Genomic DNA, 23,461 nt, shown 5'->3' on the forward strand with positions numbered 1-23,461 from the left:
ACGTTGGGGAGTCTCTCCCCACTAACTGGGCCTTGACCATGCAGGGCAGGGCCTAAGTTAATTCAACCATTTTCCAATAGTGATTCCTGAAGTGAGTAGTTTCTCCGATTGTCTAAGGTAGATGACGGTTAAACTATAGCTGTAATGCTGCCTAAACTGTCGTGATGTACGGTTAAGTTAATTAGTCGTAAACAATAAGTCGCGACTTTGTTCACAATTAAGAATTTTGTGTTCGTGATTTTACGCCAGATTATTGAGATTTTTTTTAATCGAGGTAAAATGCGAGCGCCACAAAAAGAACGCTACCCTAGACGGTAGCAACCAAAATAATGGGGTTGATGATGAAAAACGTTAAAACTTTAGCTTTAGCCGCTACAGCAGTAGCTGCAATCTCTGGTAACGCATTTGCTGCAGACCGTACAGACCTTCACGGTTCTGACTACAAGTGGATGCAGTTCAACGCTATGTACTCTATTGGCGAAAAGCCAGAGAACCCAGCGGCAGGTGACCAACACAACTACTTAGAAATGGAGTTCGGCGGCCGTTCAGGTATTTTCGATCTGTATGGTTATGTTGACGTATTTAACTTAGCAAACCAATCAAGCAGCAACGGTGACAAGAACCCAGGTTCAGGCAAAAGCAAACTGTTCATGAAATTTGCTCCACGTGTGTCTATCGATGCATTAACGGGTAAAGATTTATCTTTCGGCCCAGTACAAGAAGTTTACTTCTCAACTCTGTTCAACTGGGACGGTAATGTTGGTTCAGGCGTTAACTCTACTTTCTGGGGTGTTGGTGCTGACGTAAACGTGCCTTGGTTAGGCAAAACAGGTATGAACCTGTACGGTTACTACGACATGAACGCGAAAGAGTGGAACGGTTACCAATTCTCTGCTAACTGGTTCAAGCCTTTCTACTTCTTCGACAACAAGAGCTTCCTGTCATTCCAAGGTTATATCGATTACCAATTCGGTGCTGATGAAGCTTATTTCCCTAACAAAGATAATGTTGTTATGAAGGGACTTAGTAGCAGCGGTGGTAATATCTTCTTCGGTCTATACTGGCACTCAGATCGTTACGCTCTGGGTTATGGTCTAAAAGGCTTTAAAGATGTTTACTTACTGACAGACGATGGCGCTACTGGCCTAGAATCAACAGGTTGGTCACACTACCTGTCAGCTACTTACAAGTTCTAATTTCTTGTAAGAGCCGTTGGAGCCGCGATGGCGGCTCCATCTTTTATGTGTCATGAATCTTTATCTAAACCCATTTATAATTCGAGCAGTGCGTTTATATAAAGGTTTGTGTTTTTCTCGCGCTAAAACGGATTTTTCGCGGAAAAGTAGGAACAAGACATTATTCGTATCCTCTCTTCCGGTCTTCAAGGATTCAAGTCGTGATCACTTATAGTCAATTTAAGTGTCAGGATGCCTAGTTATATATAGGCAAGATTGAATACCTAATAAAAATGTAATTTGCCCTACACAAATTACTCGGCATCGCCTGAAGGCCCGGCCATATAAAAATAATCAAAATAATGCCACCTCTAAGCGTTGCTTATAAGCGACTGATTTCTGTTTATTTGTTTTTTCTTTTGGAGAGCTATTATGACTGATTTAAAAAAAGCAGCACAACGCGCCATCGAGCTTATGGATTTAACCACCTTAAACGATGACGATACCGATCAGAAGGTGATCGATCTGTGTCACAAAGCCGTGACGCCAGCGGGTAATACTGCTGCCATCTGTATCTATCCTCGCTTCATTCCTATCGCACGTAAGACCCTCGATGAATTGGGCGCCGAAGACATTCAAATCGCGACAGTAACCAACTTCCCACACGGTAACGACGATATCGCTATCGCGGTATTAGAAACCCGTGCCGCCGTTGCCTATGGTGCCGATGAAGTCGACGTGGTATTCCCTTACCGCGCGCTGATGGAAGGTAACGAAACAGTCGGCTATGAGTTAGTCAAAGCCTGTAAAGAAGCCTGTGGTGAAGTATTACTGAAAGTGATTATTGAATCGGGTGTATTAGCCGATCCTGCGCTTATTCGCCGCGCTTCTGAACTGTCTATCGATGCGGGCGCAGATTTTATCAAGACTTCTACTGGTAAAGTGCCAGTCAACGCGACACTTGAAGCGGCTGAAATCATGCTAACTGTGATCAGTGAAAAGAACACCAAGGTGGGCTTTAAGCCTGCTGGTGGCGTACGTGATGCTGCTCAAGCTGCAGAGTTTTTAGGTGTGGCTGAGCGTATTCTCGGTGCAGATTGGGTTTCTCCACGTACCTTTAGATTTGGTGCTTCAAGCTTACTCAACAGCTTGTTACACACATTAGAATTAGCCGATGCGCCTAAGCCGACTCAAGGCTATTAATCGAACATTGCATCTCGATTAATACCAAAATCGTATATCGAAACTAATTAAGTGTGACCTAAATCTAGTTGGAAACATCAAAACTTCGATAGCATGTAATTGTAATATTGCTACAGTTTTGATGTTTCATTGCAAAGCTAAATAACGGATATGTTGTATTAGTATTTAGCTTGGAGGCAGTATCATGTTTCTAGCTCAAGAAATTATACGTAAGAAACGCAATGGTTTAGCCTTGAGTACCGAAGAGATCCAGTTCTTCGTTAAGGGTATAACCACCAATGCAGTGTCGGAAGGTCAGATCGCCGCATTGGGCATGGCTGTGTATTTTAATGACATGAATATGGATGAAAGAATCGCTTTGACCACAGCAATGCGTGATTCTGGCACTGTACTCAATTGGCAATCACTTGGGCTTAATGGCCCTGTCATCGATAAGCACAGTACTGGTGGTGTCGGTGATGTGATTAGTCTGATGCTCGGCCCTATGGCTGCTGCCTGCGGTGGTTATGTACCGATGATTTCGGGTCGCGGACTCGGACACACAGGCGGCACGCTCGATAAGTTCGACGCTATTCCCGGTTATCAAACCGAACCTTCGAGTGAATTGTTCCGCAAAGTGGTTAAAGACGTTGGTGTGGCGATTATCGGCCAAACTGGCGATCTGGTTCCCGCTGATAAACGTTTCTACTCCATCCGTGACAACACTGCGACCGTCGAATCCATCTCCCTCATTACCGCCTCTATTCTCTCTAAGAAATTAGCTTGTAGTCTCGATGCATTGGCGATGGACGTTAAAGTCGGTAGCGGCGCATTTATGCCAACTTACGAAGCCTCTGAAGAGCTTGCTCGCAGTATTGCTGCGGTAGCCAATGGCGCAGGCACTAAAACGACGGCCTTACTCACCGACATGAACCAAGTATTAGCCTCATGTGCGGGTAATGCGGTTGAAGTGAAAGAAGCCATCGACTTCTTAACCGGTGCTTACCGTAATCCTCGTCTGTACGCTGTGACTATGGGTCTTTGCGCCGAGATGTTACTCCTTGGTGGCTTAGCTACTGATGAAGCGGATGCCCGTGCCAAGTTAAACCGTGTACTCGATAATGGCCGTGCTGCCGAGATCTTTGGCAAGATGGTTTCAGGCCTCGGTGGCCCTGTCGATTTTGTCGAAAACTACAGTAAATATTTACCGCAATCGCAAATTATTCGCCCGGTCTTTGCTGATACCCAAGGTTATGCCTACAGCATGGACACCCGTGAACTCGGTTTAGCCGTGGTTACCTTAGGTGGTGGTCGTCGTAAACCTGGTGATGCACTCGACTACAGTGTCGGTCTGACGCAAGTCTGTGCCCTTGGCGATAAGATTGATGCTTCTACGCCGATTGCCGTTATCCACGCGCAATCCGAAGATGCCTTTGCTCAGGCGGAAGAAGCGGTGAAAAAAGCGATTCGTATTGATGAAGTCGCTCCAGAAAAAACACCTGAGATCTATGCTTATATTCGAGCTTCGGATCTTTAAGGAAGAATTATGAAACGTACAGTTATAATGATGTTGGATTCCTTTGGCGTGGGCGCAGCTGGTGACGCCGCCAAGTTTGGGGATCTAGGTGCTGACACTTTTGGCCATATCGCTAAAGCGTGTGCTGAAGGTAAAGCCGATATCGGCCGTGAAGGTCCATTAACGCTGCCAAACTTAGCACGTTTAGGTTTGGCCCATGCCGCGATGGAAAGCACCGGGGCGTTTGCGCCAGGCTTTGCGGACAATGTTGAGCTGATTGGTGCCTATGGCCACGCTCAGGAATTAAGTTCGGGCAAAGATACCCCGAGCGGTCACTGGGAAATGGCGGGTGTGCCCGTATTGTTCGACTGGGGCTATTTCAGCGAGCACCAAAACTCGTTCCCTAAAGAGCTGACCGATAAGATTTTGGCCCGTGCGGGACTCGATGGCTTTTTAGGTAACTGCCATGCTTCTGGTACTGCGATTCTGGAAGAATTAGGCGAAGAGCATATGCGTTCTGGCAAGCCGATTTTTTACACCTCGGCGGATTCGGTATTCCAGATCGCCTGCCATGAAGGCACATTTGGTTTAGAAAACTTATATCGTCTTTGCGAAATTGCCCGTGAAGAGTTAGAGCCGTACAACATTGGCCGCGTGATTGCGCGTCCATTCGATGGTACAGGCCCAAGCGACTTTGCTCGTACAGGTAACCGTAAGGATTACTCCCTCGAGCCGCCAGCGAAGACAGTATTAGATAAGTTAAAAGCCGCTGGTGGTGAAGTGGTGAGTGTGGGCAAGATTGCCGATATTTACGCTTACTGTGGCATCACCAAAAAGGTGAAGGCAAACGGTTTAGAAGCGCTATTTGATGCGACGTTAGCCGAAGTGAAATCAGCGGGTGAAAATACTATCGTATTCACTAACTTTGTTGATTTTGACTCCCACTATGGTCACCGCCGTGATGTGGCAGGTTATGCGAAAGGGCTAGAGTATTTCGACTCGCGTTTACCTGAAATGCTCGCGCTGCTGGATGAGGACGATCTGTTAATCCTCACCGCCGACCATGGTTGCGATCCAACGTGGCAAGGTACTGACCATACCCGTGAATATGTGCCTGTATTGGCCTATGGCGCAGGACTGAAAGCCGGTTCACTCGGTCGCCGCAACAGCTTCGCCGATATCGGCCAATCTATCGCAAGCTACTTCAAGCTTGAGCCGATGGAATACGGTGAGTCGTTTATCTAAGTAAACGTGCAAGATCTCGATTTGGCGGCCAGCATTGGGCCGCCAGTAAACAAAGACTTAAGTCTTAATAAAATAAACAGGGGTTATTTCGATGGCAACACCACACATTAATGCTGTAGAGGGCGCATTCGCTGAGACGGTTCTGTTTCCAGGCGATCCATTACGTGCAAAATATATTGCTGAAACATTCTTAGAAAATGTTGAGCAAGTGACTGACGTTCGAAACATGCTAGGTTTTACCGGTACTTACAAAGGTAAACGTATTTCTGTTATGGGTTCTGGCATGGGTATTCCTTCATGCTCAATCTATGCAACTGAATTAATTAAAGACTACGGCGTTAAGAACCTGATCCGCGTGGGTACTTGTGGCGCGATCAGCACTGACGTTAAAGTGCGCGATGTGATCATCGGCATGGGTGCTTGTACCGATTCGCAAGTTAACCGTTTACGTTTCAAAGGCCAAGATTTCGCTGCTATCGCGAACTACGAGCTGATGAATGCCGTGATCGAGTCTGCCAAAGTGAAAGGCACTAAGATCCGTGTTGGTAACGTTTTCTCTGCCGATCTGTTCTACACTCCTGATCCACAAATGTTTGACGTGATGGAAAAAATGGGCGTGTTAGGCGTAGAAATGGAAGCCGCTGGTTTATACGGTGTTGCCCATGAATTCGGTGCCCGTGCACTGTGTGTGGTAACTGTATCTGACCATATCCGTACTGGTGAAAAAACCACTTCTGAAGAGCGTCAAACCACGTTCAACGATATGATCGTGATGACATTAGACGCAGCAATTACGCTGTAATCTGTCGCTAATCTCGTCATAAGAAAAGGGTTCGCACTGCGAACCCTTTTCTATTGTCTCTGACCCCAAGACGCTTCAGTTTGGGCTGATACGTCTCAATTAACCCGTAGAATCGGTATCTAAATCGCTCGGTTGAGTTAGGGTTTTCTCTGTGTTGGATTTCGCCGCATTGGTTTTCACGCGGCGTACCGATTTTACCTTAGGTTTATTTGGTGCGGGCGTTGAGCTTTGCGGCTCAGTTGTTGAAGCTGTCACTTGGGTCGCCTGTGCCTTGGTATCCACTTTAGACTGCGACAGAGACGTAGACTCAGATGATGACTTGTCCTTAGTATCTTTCTCTGGTTTAAGCTCCGGTTCCGTATCAAGCGCTTTCTCTGATGCAACTCTTTCTGGCGCAAGCACAGCTTTTGTCCCTGTGGTTACTTTGGTTTTCCTTGCTTTATATTCGGCAATGGCTTCATTGCTGTCTTCATTTGGCGCTTTACTTGCTACCGATTTCTCCAAGGGCTGAGTGTCAAGGTCTGTTGCTTCTTTGCTTTCTTTGGTCTTCTTAGCTTCTATCGGCTTTTGAGCGGCCTCAGTGTCACTTGCGATAACAGCATCTTGCTGCGTATCTTGATTATCTGCGGGCGTAGCTTCCTCAGCTGCTTTTATAGCTTTATTTTTCTTAGGATTTTTACGTAATTTGGCGCGGGTGCGACGGCGGTCAAAATCGGCGCGCTTAAAAGATAAGGCGCGCGATAACAACATGCCGATAAGGCCAGCAACCAGAAGCATCATTTGCTGCTGCTCCATATTCAGGTTATGCGCTTCTTTGATTTCATTAAAAAATAGTTTGGTATCGAGCCTAACCTCGACATAGCCTAAATTCTTTCCATCTTGGATCACGGGTTCGACATAGGGCGGATATTTACTCAGGAGCAAACTCATGTCTTCGGATTCGGGATCTAAGGCTTCCTTGGTAATACTTTGGGCGAAGGCTAAGCGTATACCTTGGTCGCTGAAAATGGCCGCCGAAATCACCTTAGGATCTTCGACTAATGCGCTAGCCAGCCATTGGAGCTGTTCATCGTTTTGCAATTGTAGGGCGGGCGTCGCGCTGTAGGCCGTTTGTTGCACCAGTAATCTAGCCATCTTTTGCGTTTGGGACTTTAGAAGCAGCTGACCTTGTAGTAGGCTTGTCTGCCACAATTGCACTAAGCCGACCATCAAGGTCAAGGCGATGGCGATTTGGAGCAGTCTACTGATTTTATGGCTTTTCTTTAGCCCTTTAAGATATAACACTTTGACCCTTAATAGTGAGAGCGCTTGCCTAATCATAATTGATTCTGAGTGAGCCCGATAGTTGGAGAACACGAGTCCTATGGAAAGCTTGAACCAAAATGCGCTGTTTGTATGGTTAGCTGCTAGCCCTTCACCTCGCTTTGAATATCAGGGGCTTGGTTTCGAGGCTTATCAGGAATCGTCTACGCGGCCATCCCAGAGCGGATATGCTATGCGTCTGATTTACGAAGATTTAAGCATTGAAGACTCATTAGCAGCTTGGATTGTTTCTCTAGCTAAAAGCCTTAAATTAACTTCGCTCTCCATCGCACCTATTCGCCGTCAAGTGGCGCTACACTGCGTTGAAGTCGTGCTTCCCGTGGAGCCGAGTGCCGAGCTGTTAGCTACTTGTCCATCGCAGGTGGAGTTACACCTTATTCGCGGCCCATTACCTAAACTGAGCGAGCCGGGTTTATTGGTGATGGACATGGATTCTACCGCGATCCAAATTGAATGTATCGACGAACTTGCCGCAATGGCAGGGGTAGGCGAGCAAGTGGCGGCAATCACGGAGCGCGCCATGCAGGGCGAGCTGGATTTCGAGCAGAGTTTGCGCCAAAGGGTTGCCCAGCTTCAGGGTGCTGATGCCAAGATCATCCAAACCTTGTGTGACACTTTGCCACTGATGCCGGGCCTTGAGGCCATGCTGACCGAGCTTAAGTCGCACCATTGGCGTTTGGTTGTTGCGTCAGGAGGCTTCACGCCGTTTGTTGGTCACTTAAAACAGCTGCTGAATTTAGACGCGGCATTTGCCAACGAATTAGTGATTGTGGACGGCAAGCTCGCGGGAACCGTTACGGGGAAAGTCGTCGATGCCCAGTTTAAGGCCGATGTCGTTAACCGTTGTAGCCAAGACTGGCAGATCCCAGTTGGGCAGCGTGTTGCCATCGGTGACGGTGCCAATGATATTCCTATGGTGCAGGCGGCGGACTTTGGGATTGCCTTCCATGCCAAGCCTAAACTTGCGGCGGCGGCTGATGCGCGGATCCGCAGTTTAGACCTACGCGTACTGCCTTATCTGCTGCAGTTTTAACTCATCCTCTGTATCAGAGTCGTTTACATTAGAGTAATGACTCTTGTTTTTTGACGCTTAGCTGGTAGTTTAGTGTTCATTAATGGACTACCAGCGACAGACTTTGACTTCCTCTGCATCCCAACACTCGGCGCCAACGCCCGCACAAACTTCCCTCTATATTCCGTACCGAGATGGGCAGCTGCATCTGCGTCAGTTGTTGCCTGCTAATGCGGATTTTTCGAAGCCACCGATCTTGATGTTACATGGTGCCATGTCCAATGGCCGAGTATTTTACAGCCAAAGTGGCCGAGGCTTAGGATGCTTTCTCGCTCAGGCGGGCTTTGTGGTGTATGTGCTGGATACGGCGGGCAGAGGTTTGAGTCTACCCAAAATTGCGCGTGGCTTTACTCTCGGGCAAGGGGAGGTGATCCGCGAACAGCTGCCATTAGTGCAGCAGCATATTTTGAATATGCATCAACAGCTTTGTCAGGAGCAGGGGAAACCTGCACCATCGCAGCTGCATTGGTGTGCGCATTCTTGGGGTGGCGTGTTGATGGCGAGCGCCTTAGCGCGTTACCCAGAATTACAGCAAAGTGTGCGGTCACTACTGACTTTTGGCAGTAAACGCACGATTCGAGTGAAGTCCTTTAAAAAATGGTTGATGGTCGATGTGTTTTGGAATCGTCTCGCCCCGAGTTTAGCCGTCGGACAGGGGTATCTCGCCGCCGATAAGCTGCGTGTCGGTATGGATAACGAGAGCCGCGCATCGTTAACTCAAAGCATAGATTGGGTGCGTGGAGAGTGGCGTGACCATGATGATGGCTTCGATTACGGCAAGGCGGCGAAGGCGGCCAATTGGCCCGTCGCGTGGTTTATTGCCGGGCAAAATGATACTGTGCTTGGACATCCCGAAGATGTCGCCGATATGATCTCTGAGTGTGGTTTTCGCCAAGTGAAATATACTCTGCTCTCAAAGGCGAACGGCTTTAAACACGACTACGGCCATGCGGATATGCTGACCCATCTGGATGCGATGGGGGACCATTTTCCAATGATCCGCGATTGGTATCTCGGATTTGAATTAGCGGTGTTAAAAGACTAGGGCGACGTGCTCTCACTTATTTTTGCAGCGCAGGGTAGCGCAGCTCCACCTCTTGGGTGATATCGAGTAGTTCCCCTACACCGATAATCCGCCAGAGTTGTTCCTCGAGTTGTTTCGCCCTGTGGTTTGCATGGATATTGATGTATTCCAATTCGCGGCGCAGATAACCCATATCCGGTTTCTCGGTCGCTCCACGGTAAATCCGCAGCGCCATAAAGCGTCCCGCCAGTTTGCTTTGGTTGATAAAGGCGATTTTGGCCTGCGCATCCCTAAGCTCGGTGGCGGGAACACATTTTAAATGGAATTGGCCGCGGGACTGGCGGGTCAATTGGATAAATACCTCAATAAAATCCATATCTTGCTGTGGCTTCATTTGGCGAATAGGATCGAGAATATCCCGTTTAAAGAATCCATCTTTTAACAGCGGAGCGAGATTATATTGCAGGGTATCCGAGGAGCCTGCGGCAAAAATATCGCTAATTTCATCATGTTCAGTGCTGACACCTAGGCAGGCGACTTGGGCTGATTTTGTTGTTTTCTCAACAAAATAGGGGACTGAGTGTAGCTCGCGTAAAAGGATGTTTTTTAAGCCATCAGAAAGTTCGTTTGCTTCACTATTATTTTCAGTGAGTTGCTCAAGTTTTTCGCGATTGTGAGCGAGCAGCTTATTTAAAAACTCAACGCCAACATGGGGGGTATGTCCCATGACCGCGGCTAAATGAAGAGTCACGCCATTTTTACGGGTACGCACTAGGCGATAGGGCAAATTATCTAGTTGGGTTTTACCCGCAATAGTCTGCAACTTAGGCAAACTAATCATTAATGGTTTATTCGCAACAAACGCTGCGGGATTATCTAAGGTGAGTTGCATGCCGCGCCCAGAAATATCTAAGGTAATCCCAGTCGCTTTTATGCCTCCTTGTGACACATTCACTAAGGTTTTAAAGGCGAAACGCGCTTCCTGCCTACGCTCACTAAATTGCATCGAAATTGGCTTAATTTGATGTGCGGTGAGGCGCTGCTGACCAAAGGTCTTGAGCGCATTGGCATTACTATCGTCTTGCCAGGCTTTATAGGTCGCTCTTTCATCCTCGTTGGTCAGATCGATAAGTTGCAGCATATGGCTGAACTGGGCTAATTGTTGCTCTACCAGCGGGCTGTATTTAGCTTCATCCCCTGGCAAGGTCGCACGGCGATAGCCTTTCGCATGGTAAATCTTATCGGGAATAAGCTTAAAAATACGCCAGCTTGGTTTTGTTGAGGCAAAACCTAGGAATAAGGGCATCATGCCCTTGGATTTTAATTCGGCTAAGGTGGCGGAATAAAAATATAACGCGCCTTGGGCATTGTAGGTAAAACTAAAAAACAGTCCGTAATCCGGATTTTCAGGGTGGCTGAGCAGCGCAGAGAGCCGCGCGGGTGTCAGCATGGCGGGCAGCTGGCTGATATCATTCTCATCTTGAAAATAATGTACTATCTGCTGATTGTCGCGGCTTAGCAGCATATGGCTAATCGATTGCGTTTGTTGATTAAAAAACAAAGGCAAATGCGGCAAATGTGGAAGATAGTGGCGTTCAAAGCCTAGGCCTGATGCTGTCACCAAGACATCGTTCACATCGAGTTTGTAGCGGAGTTTGTAGCCCCTAATCAAATTACCTAGCATTTCACCTAGTGCGTCAGTGCCACTAATTCGCTTTAACCTTAGCCAAATAAACTCACCGTTGGCTTGGCTGTCGACAATTTGATAATCGACCCCGAGTTGCAGATCGGGATAATAATATTCCTCGCTCAGCTCGAGCAATTTGACCTTGAGAGGCTTGTCGAGATCGAAGGGATGATTCGCCCCCAAGCGAATACGCGCGCCACCAATGGATAAGTCCACGGTGATCCCCGGCATTTCGGTTCGCCCGGGTTGCGAAACTGCAATACGGATACTGTAATTCATCCGCTCTTCGGCGCGGTTAAAATAGCTGCCGAGCACCACACCCGGAACCATAAAAGGTTCGGGTTCAACGCCGTCCGTTTGTTGTGTCACCTGACGTAGCTTTTGTCGCCGTTGTTGATGAGCAGCGATGACGTATTCATACACGCCCAGCGTATATTTATTACGATATAAGGACATCGCTTCTTGCAGACTATGTTTGGCAGGCTCATCCAGGAAATGACGTTGTTGGCCAAGCATGACTTCGGTGCAGGGTAACTCAGATTTGTCCCTAAGATCGATAATCCGAGTGCAGGGCGAGGCCAAACGATTCAACTCCATTTTCAACAGAAAACGGGTGGAATTGTTTTCATCGGCAGTCAGCTGCTGAAAAATCTCTTGGAAATTGGGTTCCATGAGTAGCGGCTTGAGCTGTTCTATGAGCGCATTATGGTTATCTAAACTCATGTAGGGATCTTTTCTAATGCTTATTTCATCTCAAGCTAAGTGAAACTCATGTCTTCAGATGGTTTGGGTATATGCCGTGCTGTGTTAGTCTTATGTCGGCAGTATTCATAGTTACTTAAATTGATTTTATACAGATTTTAATAAGTTATGGCAAAGAATAAAACCGCGTACGTGTGCAATGAGTGTGGACAAGATTTTCCACGTTGGCAAGGGCAGTGCAGTGCTTGCCACGAGTGGAATACCATAACCGAAGTGCGTTTAGGTGCCGCTTCGCCTGGACGGGGAACGAAGTTTGCGGGTTATGCCGGTGCTGGCAGCAGCGAGGTTAAAACCTTAGATCAAATAGATCTCAATGCCTTACCTCGTATTGTGAGCCATTTTGGCGAGCTCGACCGCGTACTTGGGGGCGGCATAGTCCCAGGCTCCGCGATTCTGATTGGTGGTCACCCCGGTGCTGGTAAGAGTACGTTGTTGCTTCAAACACTTTGTTATCTTGCCGAGCAAATGCCAGCGCTTTATGTCACAGGGGAAGAATCCCTGCAGCAAGTCGCTATGCGGGCCCATCGCTTAGGGCTGCCGACCAATAAATTGAGGATGTTATCCGAGACCAGTGTGGAGCAGATTTGCGAAGTAGCCCTGCAAGAATCGCCAAAAGTCATCGTCGTCGACTCTATTCAAGTTATGCACATGAGCGATGTGGCTTCGAGTCCGGGCAGTGTATCGCAGGTACGTGAATCGGCCTCCTATTTAACTCGCTTTGCTAAGCAAAACGGTATTGCCGTGATTATGGTAGGGCATGTCACCAAAGACGGCAGCCTCGCTGGGCCTAAAGTGCTCGAGCACTGTATCGATTGCTCAGTGATGTTTGAAGGGGATAGCGACAGCCGTTATCGCACCCTGCGCTCCCACAAGAACCGTTTCGGAGCGATTAACGAGTTAGGCGTATTCGCCATGACCGAGCGCGGTTTGAAGGAAGTAGCTAACCCTTCGGCGATTTTCCTCTCCCGCGGCGAGGAGGAATCCTCGGGCTCCTTAGTCATGGTGGTGTGGGAAGGCACGCGTCCGCTGTTGGTTGAATTGCAGGTGCTGGTGGACAATTCAGCCATGTCGAACCCGCGCCGTGTGGCAGTGGGGATGGATGCAAACCGTTTAGCCATGTTATTGGCTGTGATGCATCGCCATGGTGGTTTGCAAATGTCGGATCAGGACGTGTTTGTGAACGTCGTTGGTGGGGTTAAAGTGACGGAAACCAGTGCCGACTTAACCTTACTGCTGGCCATGGTGTCGAGTTTCCGTGGCGATATTTTACCGAGCGATTTGGTTGTGTTTGGTGAAGTGGGTTTATCTGGCGAAATTCGTCCCGTGCCAAATGGTCAAGAACGCTTAGTTGAAGCCGCGAAACATGGCTTTAAGCGGGCGATAGTGCCCCGCGCTAATGTGCCGAAAAAGCCGCCCGCAGGCATGGAAGTCGTAGGGGTGTCGAAACTATCGGAAGCGCTTGAAGCGATTTAATTTTCAATAAAAAAAACAGCGCCCAATGGCGCTGTTTTTTTATGGATTCTTCGGCGGTGCAGCCTGTTTCACACTCAACTTTTTCACTTAATCAGCGCTGTTGTGTTTTTCGATAAATAGCGCTAATTCACGATTCAGTATCGACGCATCGCCCAGGTTCAACTCAACGATGCGTTTCAGATGGCTGATACTATCAACATCAATAAAGTTACACTTCAATCCCAACTGTTGATTGCGTTGATGCACTAACTCGGTTTCCATTTGCAGCTCAATATCCGAGCCCTGCAAGCTAAAACTAAGGGTAATAGGCTCTCCTGCATGGCTGAAACCAGCAGGTTCTTCCACTAGAGCGCCATTCAGGCTGAGGTCAAGAATGGTGGTTTGCCATTGTTTATCGCCTTGGTGTAGCGACGCGCTTGCGGCAAACAAGATCCGTGAAAAATTGCGTCTTTCATCAATCACTAATTCTTTATCTTTCATAGTTTGTTAGTGCTCACCCCAGTCAATATGCCTAAGCATATGTCATATTCAGGTCGCTGTAAAAGCCCGGCAGTTTTTTGTGCAATAAAGCAACGCAGATCGCACATTTCACCTTTTCCTCATATGCAAATATGAAAAAGTATGAATAATTCAGTTAAGCAAAATAAGAGATGTTGAACATGGCCTATAGTGTGCTCGTTGTCGATGATGAAGCAGTGATTCGTGCGCGATTGAAAGGATATTTTGAAAAAGAAGGTTACCGCGTTGTCGAGGCGGCCGATGGCGAGCAGATGTGGCATGAGTTTAATCGTCAACATATTGATTTAATTATGTTGGACATTAATCTGCCTGGGGTGGATGGCTTAAGTTTAACTCGTGAGTTACGTAGCCGCTCCCATGTGGGGATTATCTTGGTCTCTGGCCGTGATGAATCAATTGATAAAATCGTTGGTCTCGAGATGGGCGCCGATGATTATGTGACTAAGCCCTTCGAGCTGCGGGAGCTATTGGTTAGGGTTAAAAATCTACTGTGGCGGATTTCTCTGGTAAAACAAGCCGAACAAGCGCTGGTGCAGGAATTATCCGAGCCCGACGATGTGATGAGTTTTGAAGGTTATCGGCTTGAATTAAACAGCCGTAAGTTGCGCCAAGGGGAGGAGATAATCAAGCTCACTAAGGCCGAGTTTGAGTTGTTAACCGCCTTTGCTTTGCATCCGCAGCAGGTACTTTCCCGCGAGCGCTTAATGCAGCAAACCAGTCATCGCAATCAGGATGTGAATGACAGAACCATAGATGTCATCATCCGCCGCCTACGTAATAAGCTTAATCCCGAACTCTTTGTTACTGTCCATGGTGAGGGTTATTTATTTGCCGCTAAGGTGGAGGACTAGGGTAAAGATTAAGGCCGTACTTGATATAAAGGATAAAAATCCGCTTCAGCGAGGCTAACGCTAAGATCCGATAGGGTATTTGGTGAAGTCGTGCGCTCAACGATAGCAGGACCTATATCGCCAAAAGGCGCAGCGCCTTCGAGCTGTTTTACCGTGACATCGATGGCGAGTTTGCCCTGTAACACGACCAAGTCATCATTGCTGTATACCACTTTTTGGCGTTTCAAGCCGCGTAGAATCGCAGGAGATAAGTAACTGCTCACCAGCTTAATGTCTTGCGTCAGCTGTTTTTGTTTGAGGGTGCTGACGGCGGCTTCTATCGCCACGGCACTGCCGAGAATATAGTTGGGGCGCTGGGCTTTAAGCAGTATCTGTAATTGGTCGCGGTAGAGATTGCGATTGTTATCGGCATGCTGAATCGCACTGATACTGACATTGCTGCCCTCGAGGGCATGGCGAATGCCTTGTTCGACTAAATCTGTGCCGCCTAGGTTTTCAGGGCCCGCTAAGAGGGCCAAGGTGGTCGGCTGGGTTGGGGAATGCGCCTTGGCATCTGCCTTTATAAAATTGCCCGCGCTCAGTCCCATTTGATACCAGTTAACACCGATATGGGTCTGCACTTGCTCTGCATTGAGTTTATTGACTAGGGCGAGCACGGGTTTGGTTAACGGCTCAGAAAACTGTTCGAGCAGATTGGGACTCACGGCGCCGAGCAAAATCGCGTCGTAATCACCCTTCATACAGGCGCTTAATTGCTCGAGCTGTTTATCTTGATGGTAGTAGCTGCCTGCTTCGAACAGGTCCAGCGACACACCTAGGTGTTTCGCCTGTTGGATCAGGCCGTAGTTGATGCCAATCCAATAGGCATCTTTAAGATGAGGCACTAAGGCACAAATGCGCCAAGCCTGTTGTGCTTTACTCAGGGGATGATAATCAAGCGCCTGCGCCTGTTGAATTTTGGCATTAAAGGGATGGCGTTGCTCTAATGGCCAAGTTTGGCTGTTGGCGTCAGCAGTCGGTAAACATAACAGGCCAAAAGTGGTGAGTGTGAGCAAAGCTTGCCAAAATTTTCCCATTGTCTCGTATCATCCACAGTGATTATCTCGAAGGCATTGTAACAGAAGGAACAAGTGTGGCGCCTTTATCTTTATCGCGAAGTAGTTTAACCGGCAGACTCATGCTCGCCTTCGGCGTGCTTGGGGTATTGCTGTTGCTACTGGTTAGCTTAGGTAGCCTGAGTTTGCATTGGCTCAAACAGGCCGACAGTTACCTGTATGAAGAATCCTTACCCGCCTCTCAAGCCGCGCGCCAATTAGTGCAGGCCTCTAATGCCTTATCCGATGGCGTGACCCAGTTAGGCCAAGTGGAGGATGAGCGGCAGCGAGAGTTTATCGGCCGTAAGCTCAGCCTTGAAAGCGCCACAATGTTAAATAGCATCAAAGTGTTACTAACACTGGATGTGAACGAAGATAATCATTTATCCGTATTAGCAGGGCAAATCATCGAGCAATTAACCTTACTTGGTAAGAGTGTGGGCCAGCGCCTTACCTTGGGCGATGAGTTGCAGCTCAGGGCCCGCGAATTATCGGTTGCCGCAGGCCGAGCCTCTGAGCTATTGCAATCCGAATTAGCGGTTGTCGATTCGGCTATTTTGGCAAAACTCAGCCAAGCCTATCCGGATATTGCGGGGAATAAGCGCAGTGGCCAATTGCTCGATGATGTGATTGAGCGAGAGTTAGATGTGCAGGAGCAGCTCAACCGTGCGCTCAAGTTAGTACATCAAATTGCGCTGCTCAGTCAGTTATTTGAGGCATCCGAACTACAGTCTGAGCTGCAATTGAGTGTTCCCCGTTTATTGGCCACCTTTGCCAGTACTGCACCATCGCACCCCATGGCGCAGCATCATCCAACGCAAGGGATGGCTATCGAGCTGGCGACCACTGAGGCGCCAGTGGCAGAGGTGAGTATCGATTTAATGGCGCTCACCACTGTGGCTGAGCTTATCCGCGACCCCGGCAGGCTCAATGCCCTAAAAACGGAGCTGGCTATTCTTCTCCATACCCCAAAAATCATTAAATTACAGCGAGAACTGAGCCAAAGCCTGCAGCGCCAACAGCGGCAGCAGCAGGAGTTAGCGGAAAAACTCTATAGCCTCAATACGCGGGTGGACAGTGCACTTAATCAACAGCAGCAGCGGGCGGAGCTGGCGCGCAGTGATTATTTAATGCAGTTGTCTTACGCCCGCTTGGGGCTGTGGGGCACGGGCATATTAATGTTGGTTATCATCGCTGTTGTGGTTTATCGGGTGATCTATCGCGGCATTGCCTTGAGGTTAAATCAGGCGACCGAAGCCATGTCGCGCTTAAGTTTAGGGGACACCAATGTGAGCCTCGATGCCCACGGTGACGATGAGTTGACTGCCATGGCCAATGCCATCGAGGCATTTAAGCGAAAAACCGCCCACAACCTGAAATTACAGACGGATTTACGTCAGGTCGCCGATGAGCTGACCGAGCATAAAAAGGCCCTCGAACAAACCGTGGCCACCCGCACACAGGAATTGGCCGAAGCCAACCTGCGCCTCGATGCGGAGGCTAAAGGCCACGCTAAGGCAAGAATCGTTGCCGAGGAGGCGAGTCAGGCAAAATCCCAATTCCTGGCGACCATGAGCCATGAGATTCGCACTCCGCTCAACGGTTTACTCGGGACACTTACCTTACTCGGCCATAGCCAGCTACCGCCAGCGCAGCAACAGATGCTCGCGCTGTCGCAATACAGCGGCACGCTGCTGCAAACTGTGCTCAACGATATTCTCGATTTCTCCCGCCTCGAGCAGGGCAATTTAACCAATGAGCCGCGGCCAACGGATATCAACGCCCTGCTCGATGAAGTGCTGGCGATCATGGTGGCGGGCGCCAATCTCGCGGGATTGAGCCTAAGGCTGAATCGTCCCCAGTTTCCCGCGTGTATTCATATCGATGGCCCTAAGTTGAGGCAGGTGCTGTTTAACCTGATTGGTAACGGTATTAAATTCACCCCAGAAGGCGGCGTGAGTCTCAATGTCAGCGTACGAGGCGATAAGTTGGCCTTTGTGGTAGCTGATACCGGGGTGGGGATTGCGCCCGAGGTGCGCGAGCAATTATTTATGCCTTACTGCGTATTGCCTAATCAGGGGCGCAGTCGTGGGACGGGATTGGGGCTTGCCATCTGCAAACAGTTAGTTGAACTGATGGATACCGAGGGGCTGGGAATTTGGGTCAAGAGCGAACCTGGCAAGGGCAGTGAGTTTGGTTTTGAGCTGAGCTTTACCCAATGTGATAAGGCATTGGATACGCAAACTCAGGAGCAAAAACAGGTTAATCCCCTACGGGTGTTAGTGATTGAAGACAACAAGGTTAATGCCATGGTCGCGCAGGGATTTTTGGCGCATTTAGGCCACAGTTCCTGCTTGGCCATCAGTTGTCAGCAGGCGCTAGCGCATGTAAGTGGCGACAAGGCATTCGATGCCGTGATGCTAGATATCCAACTGAGTGATGGCTCTGGACTCACACTATTACCCCAGTTAAAGGCGTTATTCGCCAATGGCAAGGTGAAGTTTGCCGCCTTTACCGCGCAGATGCAGACAGAGGATCTTAGCCTGTATCGGGAGGCGGGGTTTGATACTGTATTAGCTAAACCCTTGAGCCTGCAAACCCTGACAGAATGGTTAGGTGTTGCGCGTGTGCCAACTTCAATGCCGACTTCACTAGGTGAATCATCGCCGCAATCGGCACAATCACTTCAATCGGCGAACAATGCCGAATCTACCAGCCAGAGCCATCAAGCCGAAACCTTGTTAGATCTTAACCAGTTACAGCAAGATATTGAGGTTTTAGGCGTGAAAGCCGTGAGTGATATGTTGACGCTCTATCGAACATCCAGTACTGAGCAAATGGAGCGACTCTCGGCGCTAAGCTCTGTGGCGCATTTCAGCGATGTTGGAAAACTATTGCACGCGCTTAAGGGCAGTAGTGCCAGCATGGGGCTAAAAGCACTGACCCAGTGCTGTCAGCAGTGGGAGAAAGCACTCAACACCACAGGGGAAAATGTATTGGATAGCAAAGCGGTGACTGAATTAACCGCCTGCTGGCAGGCGTCGATAACAGCGATTGAGCAGTGGCTCGCAATACAGGATTAGCGACAAAGTGTTAGCAACAAAGGATTAACGACAAGACGTTTGCACTAGGCGAGAGTCGTCCTGAGTCGTACATAAGCAAAACGTATTTCTGCCTAATCAATGCAAATCGAGTGATAAAAAAGCGGCTCCCATGGGAGCCGCATTTCGTTAACTTATTCCAGGACGAGACATGAGCCATTACCTTGAGCCTTAATGCGACTCAGGTTTAACGCTACTTAGGTTTAACGCTAATCGGGCTTTATGCTTATGGCGATTAATGCATTGCCTGTTCTAACTGCTGTTTATCTTGCTGCACCCAAGCTAAGGTGAGTGTGGCGAGGGCGCTGTAAAAGCCATTGCTGTGCTTGCTATCGCACTCAACGACCTTGGCGACAAACTTGGCTAACCATGAGTCGATACAAGCATTGAGGAAGTTTAACTGGGCGGCATCTTCACTGTGACAAGTTAAGTGTCCCATATAGGCGAGGATCACGGCTAAGTGATCGGCAGGCTCAGGGAAGTGACTCTGCACTTGCAGCTTGCTCTGGTGTAAAAACTCGCTCATTTGTTGATGCTGCTGCCCAAAGAGCAAGGGTTCTTCCTCGCGACTCAAGTACAGGCTGGCATAGGGCGAGGCACTGTGCTTCGTGCCTACTAGGAATAAACCGCAATAATCGGCGGCAAGTTCGAGCAAGGCTTCATCGCTCGTTAAGTCATTTAGCACCTTCTGTATGCTGGCCACTGGCGCACTAAACTCGGGCGCATAGCCCAGTTGTGTCCAGAATTGCTGCGCTTGCTCACTGGTGAGTTGCTTAAGGCGCTGCTCATCAATTTCACGGGCAAACAGAGAAGACAGTAGCTGATACACTAAGGCTCTGGCATGATTGATATCGACGTTGCTCATCGCATGTTCCTCAAGATTAACAGTGTCATGCACCTAGTTAACTAGGCGCATCGCCTTGTGGGCTCGGTTAGATTTCGACTTCGATAGGGCCATCGAAGGAGCTGACCTTAGGGACTTTGCCTTGGTATTTCTCAAACTCGACCAGACAAGTATAGGCTGAGCAGGCTTGAGCTAACTTAGAGGTGCCAATGTCTAAGGTCAGAGTATTTGGGTCACCATAGCTACACAGGGCACCGATTTCGGCGCCACCTTCGACGCTGCCATCTTTACCCACTGGGCCATACCATGCGCCTTCATGAATTCGCACTACGCCTTTAGGGAAGCGATCCGATACCACGGCGCCCGCTAACAGTTGGCCACGGTCGTTAAAGACGCGCACTATATCACCATCTTTAATGCCGCGCGCTTTGGCATCCACAGGGCTGATATAGATGGGTTCGCGACCATTAACTGTGTAGGTTTCGCGGTATTCCTTCGACTCACACATCTGTGAGTGCAGACGCTTATCCGGATGGCAAGACTGTAGCCACACAGGATATTTGTCTGAACCTGGGCCACCATGGCTACGCTCGGCTTTTTCCATCCAAATTGGATGGCCTTGGCAGTCGTCATAACCGAACTGTTCAATCTTACGGCTGAAGATTTCAATCAAGCCAGAAGGCGTGCCTAGTGGGTTGATTTCAGGATCGTTTCTAAAGTCGGCGTGGCGCGTCCATAGCTCGCCTTCACCAAAGTGCACATAACCTTGCTTCCAGAAGGTGGCAAAATCTGGCATCTCATACTTACCCGCGTTCGCGGCTTTACACTCGTTATAGAGGGTTTCTATCCACTCCATTTCGCTCATATTGCGGGTGTATTCTTTCTCTTTACCCATCAGCGCGGCAAAGCGAGTGAAGATTTCAAAGTCTGATAAGCTCTCAAATAGCGGCTCGACCATCTTCTGCATCGCCAAAATACCGCGGTTAGCATAGGCGCCGTATACGTCGATATCGTTGCGCTCATAGGTGGTGCAGGCGGGCAGCACTATGTCGGAGAAGCGGCAAGTCGCCGTCCAGTTCACATCGATAGTGACCACGCATTCCAGTTTATGGAAGGCTTGCTTCATGCGGTTGCGGTCTTGATGGTGGTTCCATGGGTTATTACCCGAGAAAATCATCATCTTAATATCGGGATACACCACTTTCGAACCGTTGGCATCAATGGTTTTGCCGGGCTCGAGAATCGCATCAATCCAACGGGCGACGGGAATGGTGCTACTTGCACCTTTAAAGTCTGTGCTATCAAACAGCGGTTTTTGATTCTCGTCTAAGTTACGTGGGAAAGCGCCGGGCGCCGCCGCATTTGTCGCTGGCACACCAATACTGGAGTAGTGGTGACCATAGCTGATGCCGCCGCCGGGTAAGCCAATTTGGCCTATCATGGTCGCGAGTACTGCGGCCATCCAGTAAGGTTGCTCACCGTGTTGTTGGCGCTGAATACACCAACCCATCATGATTTGGGTGCGGCCCTTAACTAAGGTTTTCGCCAGATCGCGGATGATGTGTGGCTCAACCCCACAGATTGGCGCTGCCCACTCTGGGGTTTTGGCGATACCATCTTTAGTGCCCATCACGTAAGGCACAAACTCTTCGAAGCCTAAGCTGTAGCCTTGGATGAATTTATCATCGTAAAGCTTTTGGGTGATCATCTCATGGGCGATGGCCAGCATCAGCGTCACGTCAGTCTGTGGGTTCACATATAACTGTTCACAGCCAAGGTAGGCCTGGGTTTTGGTAACCACAGGGTCGATGCTGATCACGCGGATCTTGCCCTGTTTTACCTTCTCTTTTAACTGCGCGAGGTACGCGAAGGCCTCATGGGTTTCGGCGTTCCAACCCACTTGCAGGTTTTTGTAAGGATCGTTCGACCACAGCACTATAGTGTTGCTGTTTTCTAAGATCAGCGGCCAAGAGGTGCCTTGGGCATATACTTCGGTTGAACCTAACACATAGGGCAGAATGGTTTGGCCGGCACCGGTGGAGTAGTCACCGATTTTCTTCACGTAGTTGCCGTGCATCCCCACCGCACGCTGCATATGGCTGGTGCTGGAATGCAGTTGCCCGGTGGCGCGCCAGCCGGTTTGCCCCGCGTGTAAGCCCGATGGACCGTACTTGGTTTGGACTTCATCGAGTGAGTGTTTAAACAGCTTTAATGCTTTATCCCAGGTCACACGAACGAAGCGGAAGTCCCCCCGTTGCTGGGTATTGCTCTTATGGCCTTTGAGTAGAAAGTCTAAGCGAACCATAGGGTAACGCACGCGGGATGGGTTGTAGACCATCCCGCGGATACCGTTAATCATATCCGTTGGATATTTATCTAAATCGAAGGCTTTGACTTCGGCAATCACACCGTTTTTACGTTTGATTTTAAAGGCGCCAAAGTGTGAGCCCGTGGTTAGCCACTCGTCTTCATTTAAGCCCGTGCTGGCTAGCGCGTTTAAGGGCGCTAACACTGAGCTGCCACCTAAAGCAACGAAAGAGGTTGAGGCTAAGCCTTTTAAAAAGTCTCTTCTGTTCATGGTATTACTCCCGAATTAGTGCTCTTTTTTCACGAAGGTTGACGAATGTTCCTGCAGGTATTTCTGCACTAGCGCTTGGGTGTCTTGGTCCATGTTCACGAAGGCCAACATGCCTTGGAACATGCCAGGCCAGGTATTGGCATCGAAATGCGCTTCATCTGGCTGGGTGTGGCACACGCTACAGCTTGAGCGGAACGTATCGCGGGCATAGCCCCAGAGTGGTTGTAGCTCGGTGAGCAGGTAATCCTTATCGGTCCAGATTTGGGCTTCAACCCGTTGCCATTTCAGGCCTGTCATAGGGTCTTCTTTCTCTTCAAAGGTTTGGATAACACCTTCGGTTTCGGCGGCATCTTTGCTTAACTGCGCCGACAGAATATTTACCCCAAAGTCCATGTAGATCACGCGGCCTGCGCCGATTTTCTTACGCCAGCCATCGATGCCAATTTTGATGCGCTTACCTTGGGTTTCGAGCACTTTGACTTTAGTGGCGACGTTTAAGGTACCGGCTTCAACGTCACCTTTTTCACTAAAGAACAGTGGCTTAGTCAGGGCGCTGTAGTAGGTTTGGTTAGTTTCGACTGAGCTGACGCCAGCGCCCACTTCGGCGATGAGTTCGGGTGCACGGGCCGTGCCCATGTCAGGTAAATGGTGGGCAATGCCTTTGTGGCAATCGATACAGCTTTGGTCGATTTCGGCGGCGCGTTTCATCTGTTTTTGCGCCAGTGGTGACATGCTTTCCCACTTCATCGAGTTGTAGTTGTGGCAGTTTTTACAGGCCAGAGAATTGTCGCGATCGAAACGTTTCCATTCGCGGCTCGCCATTTCGAGGCGCTTAGCTTCAAATTTTTCAGGGGTGTTGACCGTGTTGAATAACCAGCCCCAAACATCGTGGGAAGCTTCCATCTTACGGGCAATCTTACGGCTCCAGTTGTGGGGCACGTGACAGTCGGGGCAGGTGGCGCGCACGCCAGAGTGATTCGACCAATGCACTGTTTCCTGTAACTCTTGGTAAGGCTTGCTTTCCATACTGTGGCAGCTAATACAGAAGGCTTCGGTGTTGGTGGCTTCCAGTGCGGTGTTAAATCCGCCCCAGAAGATGATGCCCATGATAAAAGCACTGATGCTGACAGCGCCTAAGGTGAGAGCTTTTGTGGGTTTGTTTAGTGTGCGCCAGAGGTTGGTTAACCACTTCATAATAGCGTCCTCAAAGTAT

Annotated in this window: 17 protein-coding genes; 10 read left to right on the forward strand and 7 right to left on the reverse strand. The window is 49.1% G+C overall.

All coding sequences use genetic code 11. The annotated features are described in order from the left end of the window. The first annotated feature begins 341 nt into the window (after positions 1–341). From EYR25_RS04285 to deoD, 5 genes are all read left to right on the forward strand, one after another. The gene (locus tag EYR25_RS04285) at positions 342–1,196 is read left to right on the forward strand and encodes a nucleoside-specific channel-forming Tsx family protein (protein WP_133178642.1); all 855 of its coding nucleotides are present in this window, start codon (positions 342–344) and stop codon (positions 1,194–1,196) included. A gap of 411 nt (positions 1,197–1,607) precedes the next feature. Continuing rightward, entirely contained in the window at positions 1,608–2,378 is a 771-nt protein-coding gene (deoC, locus tag EYR25_RS04290) for a deoxyribose-phosphate aldolase (RefSeq protein ID WP_011625501.1), read from the forward strand. Positions 2,379–2,562: 184 nt separating this feature from the next. After that, complete coding sequence (gene deoA / locus EYR25_RS04295) at positions 2,563–3,894, forward strand: thymidine phosphorylase (RefSeq protein WP_133178643.1); 1,332 nt, start codon at positions 2,563–2,565, stop codon at positions 3,892–3,894. 9 nt (positions 3,895–3,903) lie between these two features. Next, the gene (locus EYR25_RS04300; protein WP_133178644.1) at positions 3,904–5,118 is read left to right on the forward strand and encodes a phosphopentomutase; all 1,215 of its coding nucleotides are present in this window, start codon (positions 3,904–3,906) and stop codon (positions 5,116–5,118) included. Positions 5,119–5,209: 91 nt separating this feature from the next. Beyond that, positions 5,210–5,920 carry a purine-nucleoside phosphorylase gene (gene deoD / locus EYR25_RS04305; RefSeq protein WP_011071449.1) on the forward strand — a complete coding sequence of 237 codons (711 nt, stop codon included), beginning with the start codon at positions 5,210–5,212 and terminating at the stop codon, positions 5,918–5,920. 99 nt (positions 5,921–6,019) lie between these two features. On the opposite strand, the gene EYR25_RS04310 is transcribed toward deoD, so the two are convergent. Beyond that, complete coding sequence (locus EYR25_RS04310) at positions 6,020–7,204, reverse strand: AhpA/YtjB family protein (protein WP_133182735.1); 1,185 nt, start codon at positions 7,202–7,204, stop codon at positions 6,020–6,022. 79 nt (positions 7,205–7,283) lie between these two features. Between EYR25_RS04310 and serB the strand changes: the two genes are divergently transcribed. Together serB and EYR25_RS04320 are read left to right on the forward strand one after the other, a co-directional pair. Next, positions 7,284–8,276, forward strand: a complete 993-nt coding sequence (gene serB / locus EYR25_RS04315) for a phosphoserine phosphatase SerB (protein WP_133178645.1) — start codon at positions 7,284–7,286, stop codon at positions 8,274–8,276. Positions 8,277–8,358: 82 nt separating this feature from the next. After that, the gene (locus EYR25_RS04320) at positions 8,359–9,360 is read left to right on the forward strand and encodes an alpha/beta fold hydrolase (RefSeq protein WP_133178646.1); all 1,002 of its coding nucleotides are present in this window, start codon (positions 8,359–8,361) and stop codon (positions 9,358–9,360) included. A 16-nt stretch (positions 9,361–9,376) separates the two neighbouring features. Here EYR25_RS04320 and EYR25_RS04325 read toward each other — a convergent pair whose 3' ends face one another. Continuing rightward, positions 9,377–11,749, reverse strand: a complete 2,373-nt coding sequence (locus EYR25_RS04325; RefSeq protein WP_133178647.1) for a PilZ domain-containing protein — start codon at positions 11,747–11,749, stop codon at positions 9,377–9,379. Positions 11,750–11,896: 147 nt separating this feature from the next. Here EYR25_RS04325 and radA point away from each other — a divergent pair, with 147 nt between their 5' ends. Continuing rightward, positions 11,897–13,261: a DNA repair protein RadA gene (gene radA, locus EYR25_RS04330; RefSeq protein ID WP_023266646.1), complete on the forward strand. Its 1,365-nt coding sequence runs from the start codon at positions 11,897–11,899 to the stop codon at positions 13,259–13,261. Positions 13,262–13,348: 87 nt separating this feature from the next. Here the strand turns inward: radA and EYR25_RS04335 are convergent, their stop codons facing one another. Beyond that, entirely contained in the window at positions 13,349–13,720 is a 372-nt protein-coding gene (locus tag EYR25_RS04335; protein ID WP_039977896.1) for a PilZ domain-containing protein, read from the reverse strand. 200 nt (positions 13,721–13,920) lie between these two features. Here EYR25_RS04335 and torR point away from each other — a divergent pair, with 200 nt between their 5' ends. Then, the gene (gene torR, locus EYR25_RS04340) at positions 13,921–14,631 is read left to right on the forward strand and encodes a two-component system response regulator TorR (RefSeq protein WP_086903690.1); all 711 of its coding nucleotides are present in this window, start codon (positions 13,921–13,923) and stop codon (positions 14,629–14,631) included. A gap of 8 nt (positions 14,632–14,639) precedes the next feature. Here the strand turns inward: torR and torT are convergent, their stop codons facing one another. Further along, entirely contained in the window at positions 14,640–15,707 is a 1,068-nt protein-coding gene (torT, locus tag EYR25_RS04345) for a TMAO reductase system periplasmic protein TorT (protein ID WP_133178648.1), read from the reverse strand. A 56-nt stretch (positions 15,708–15,763) separates the two neighbouring features. On the opposite strand from torT, the gene torS reads away from it, so the two are divergent. Continuing rightward, positions 15,764–18,808, forward strand: a complete 3,045-nt coding sequence (torS, locus tag EYR25_RS04350; protein ID WP_133178649.1) for a TMAO reductase system sensor histidine kinase/response regulator TorS — start codon at positions 15,764–15,766, stop codon at positions 18,806–18,808. A gap of 253 nt (positions 18,809–19,061) precedes the next feature. Here torS and torD read toward each other — a convergent pair whose 3' ends face one another. From torD to torC, 3 genes are all read right to left on the reverse strand, one after another. After that, positions 19,062–19,691 carry a molecular chaperone TorD gene (gene torD / locus EYR25_RS04355; RefSeq protein ID WP_133178650.1) on the reverse strand — a complete coding sequence of 210 codons (630 nt, stop codon included), beginning with the start codon at positions 19,689–19,691 and terminating at the stop codon, positions 19,062–19,064. 67 nt (positions 19,692–19,758) lie between these two features. Then, positions 19,759–22,248, reverse strand: a complete 2,490-nt coding sequence (torA, locus tag EYR25_RS04360) for a trimethylamine-N-oxide reductase TorA (RefSeq protein WP_133178651.1) — start codon at positions 22,246–22,248, stop codon at positions 19,759–19,761. A gap of 15 nt (positions 22,249–22,263) precedes the next feature. Beyond that, positions 22,264–23,442, reverse strand: a complete 1,179-nt coding sequence (torC, locus tag EYR25_RS04365) for a pentaheme c-type cytochrome TorC (RefSeq protein WP_133178652.1) — start codon at positions 23,440–23,442, stop codon at positions 22,264–22,266. Positions 23,443–23,461 lie beyond the last annotated feature (19 nt).

It is taken from the genome of Shewanella decolorationis (assembly GCF_004354305.1).
Classification (GTDB): domain Bacteria; phylum Pseudomonadota; class Gammaproteobacteria; order Enterobacterales; family Shewanellaceae; genus Shewanella; species Shewanella decolorationis.

Excerpts from the sequence above, each read along its gene's own strand:
- EYR25_RS04320 (WP_133178646.1), top strand. The coding sequence starts at position 8,359 with ATGGACTACCAGCGACAGACTTTGACTTCCTCTGCATCCCAACACTCG.
- deoA (WP_133178643.1), top strand. The coding sequence starts at position 2,563 with ATGTTTCTAGCTCAAGAAATTATACGTAAGAAACGCAATGGTTTAGCC.
- torC (WP_133178652.1), bottom strand. The coding sequence starts at position 23,442 with ATGAAGTGGTTAACCAACCTCTGGCGCACACTAAACAAACCCACAAAA.
- torR (WP_086903690.1), top strand. The coding sequence starts at position 13,921 with ATGGCCTATAGTGTGCTCGTTGTCGATGATGAAGCAGTGATTCGTGCG.
- EYR25_RS04285 (WP_133178642.1), top strand. The coding sequence starts at position 342 with ATGAAAAACGTTAAAACTTTAGCTTTAGCCGCTACAGCAGTAGCTGCA.
- deoC (WP_011625501.1), top strand. The coding sequence starts at position 1,608 with ATGACTGATTTAAAAAAAGCAGCACAACGCGCCATCGAGCTTATGGAT.
- torD (WP_133178650.1), bottom strand. The coding sequence starts at position 19,691 with ATGAGCAACGTCGATATCAATCATGCCAGAGCCTTAGTGTATCAGCTA.
- EYR25_RS04325 (WP_133178647.1), bottom strand. The coding sequence starts at position 11,749 with ATGAGTTTAGATAACCATAATGCGCTCATAGAACAGCTCAAGCCGCTA.
- torA (WP_133178651.1), bottom strand. The coding sequence starts at position 22,248 with ATGAACAGAAGAGACTTTTTAAAAGGCTTAGCCTCAACCTCTTTCGTT.
- radA (WP_023266646.1), top strand. The coding sequence starts at position 11,897 with ATGGCAAAGAATAAAACCGCGTACGTGTGCAATGAGTGTGGACAAGAT.
- deoD (WP_011071449.1), top strand. The coding sequence starts at position 5,210 with ATGGCAACACCACACATTAATGCTGTAGAGGGCGCATTCGCTGAGACG.
- EYR25_RS04300 (WP_133178644.1), top strand. The coding sequence starts at position 3,904 with ATGAAACGTACAGTTATAATGATGTTGGATTCCTTTGGCGTGGGCGCA.
- serB (WP_133178645.1), top strand. The coding sequence starts at position 7,284 with ATGGAAAGCTTGAACCAAAATGCGCTGTTTGTATGGTTAGCTGCTAGC.
- torT (WP_133178648.1), bottom strand. The coding sequence starts at position 15,707 with ATGGGAAAATTTTGGCAAGCTTTGCTCACACTCACCACTTTTGGCCTG.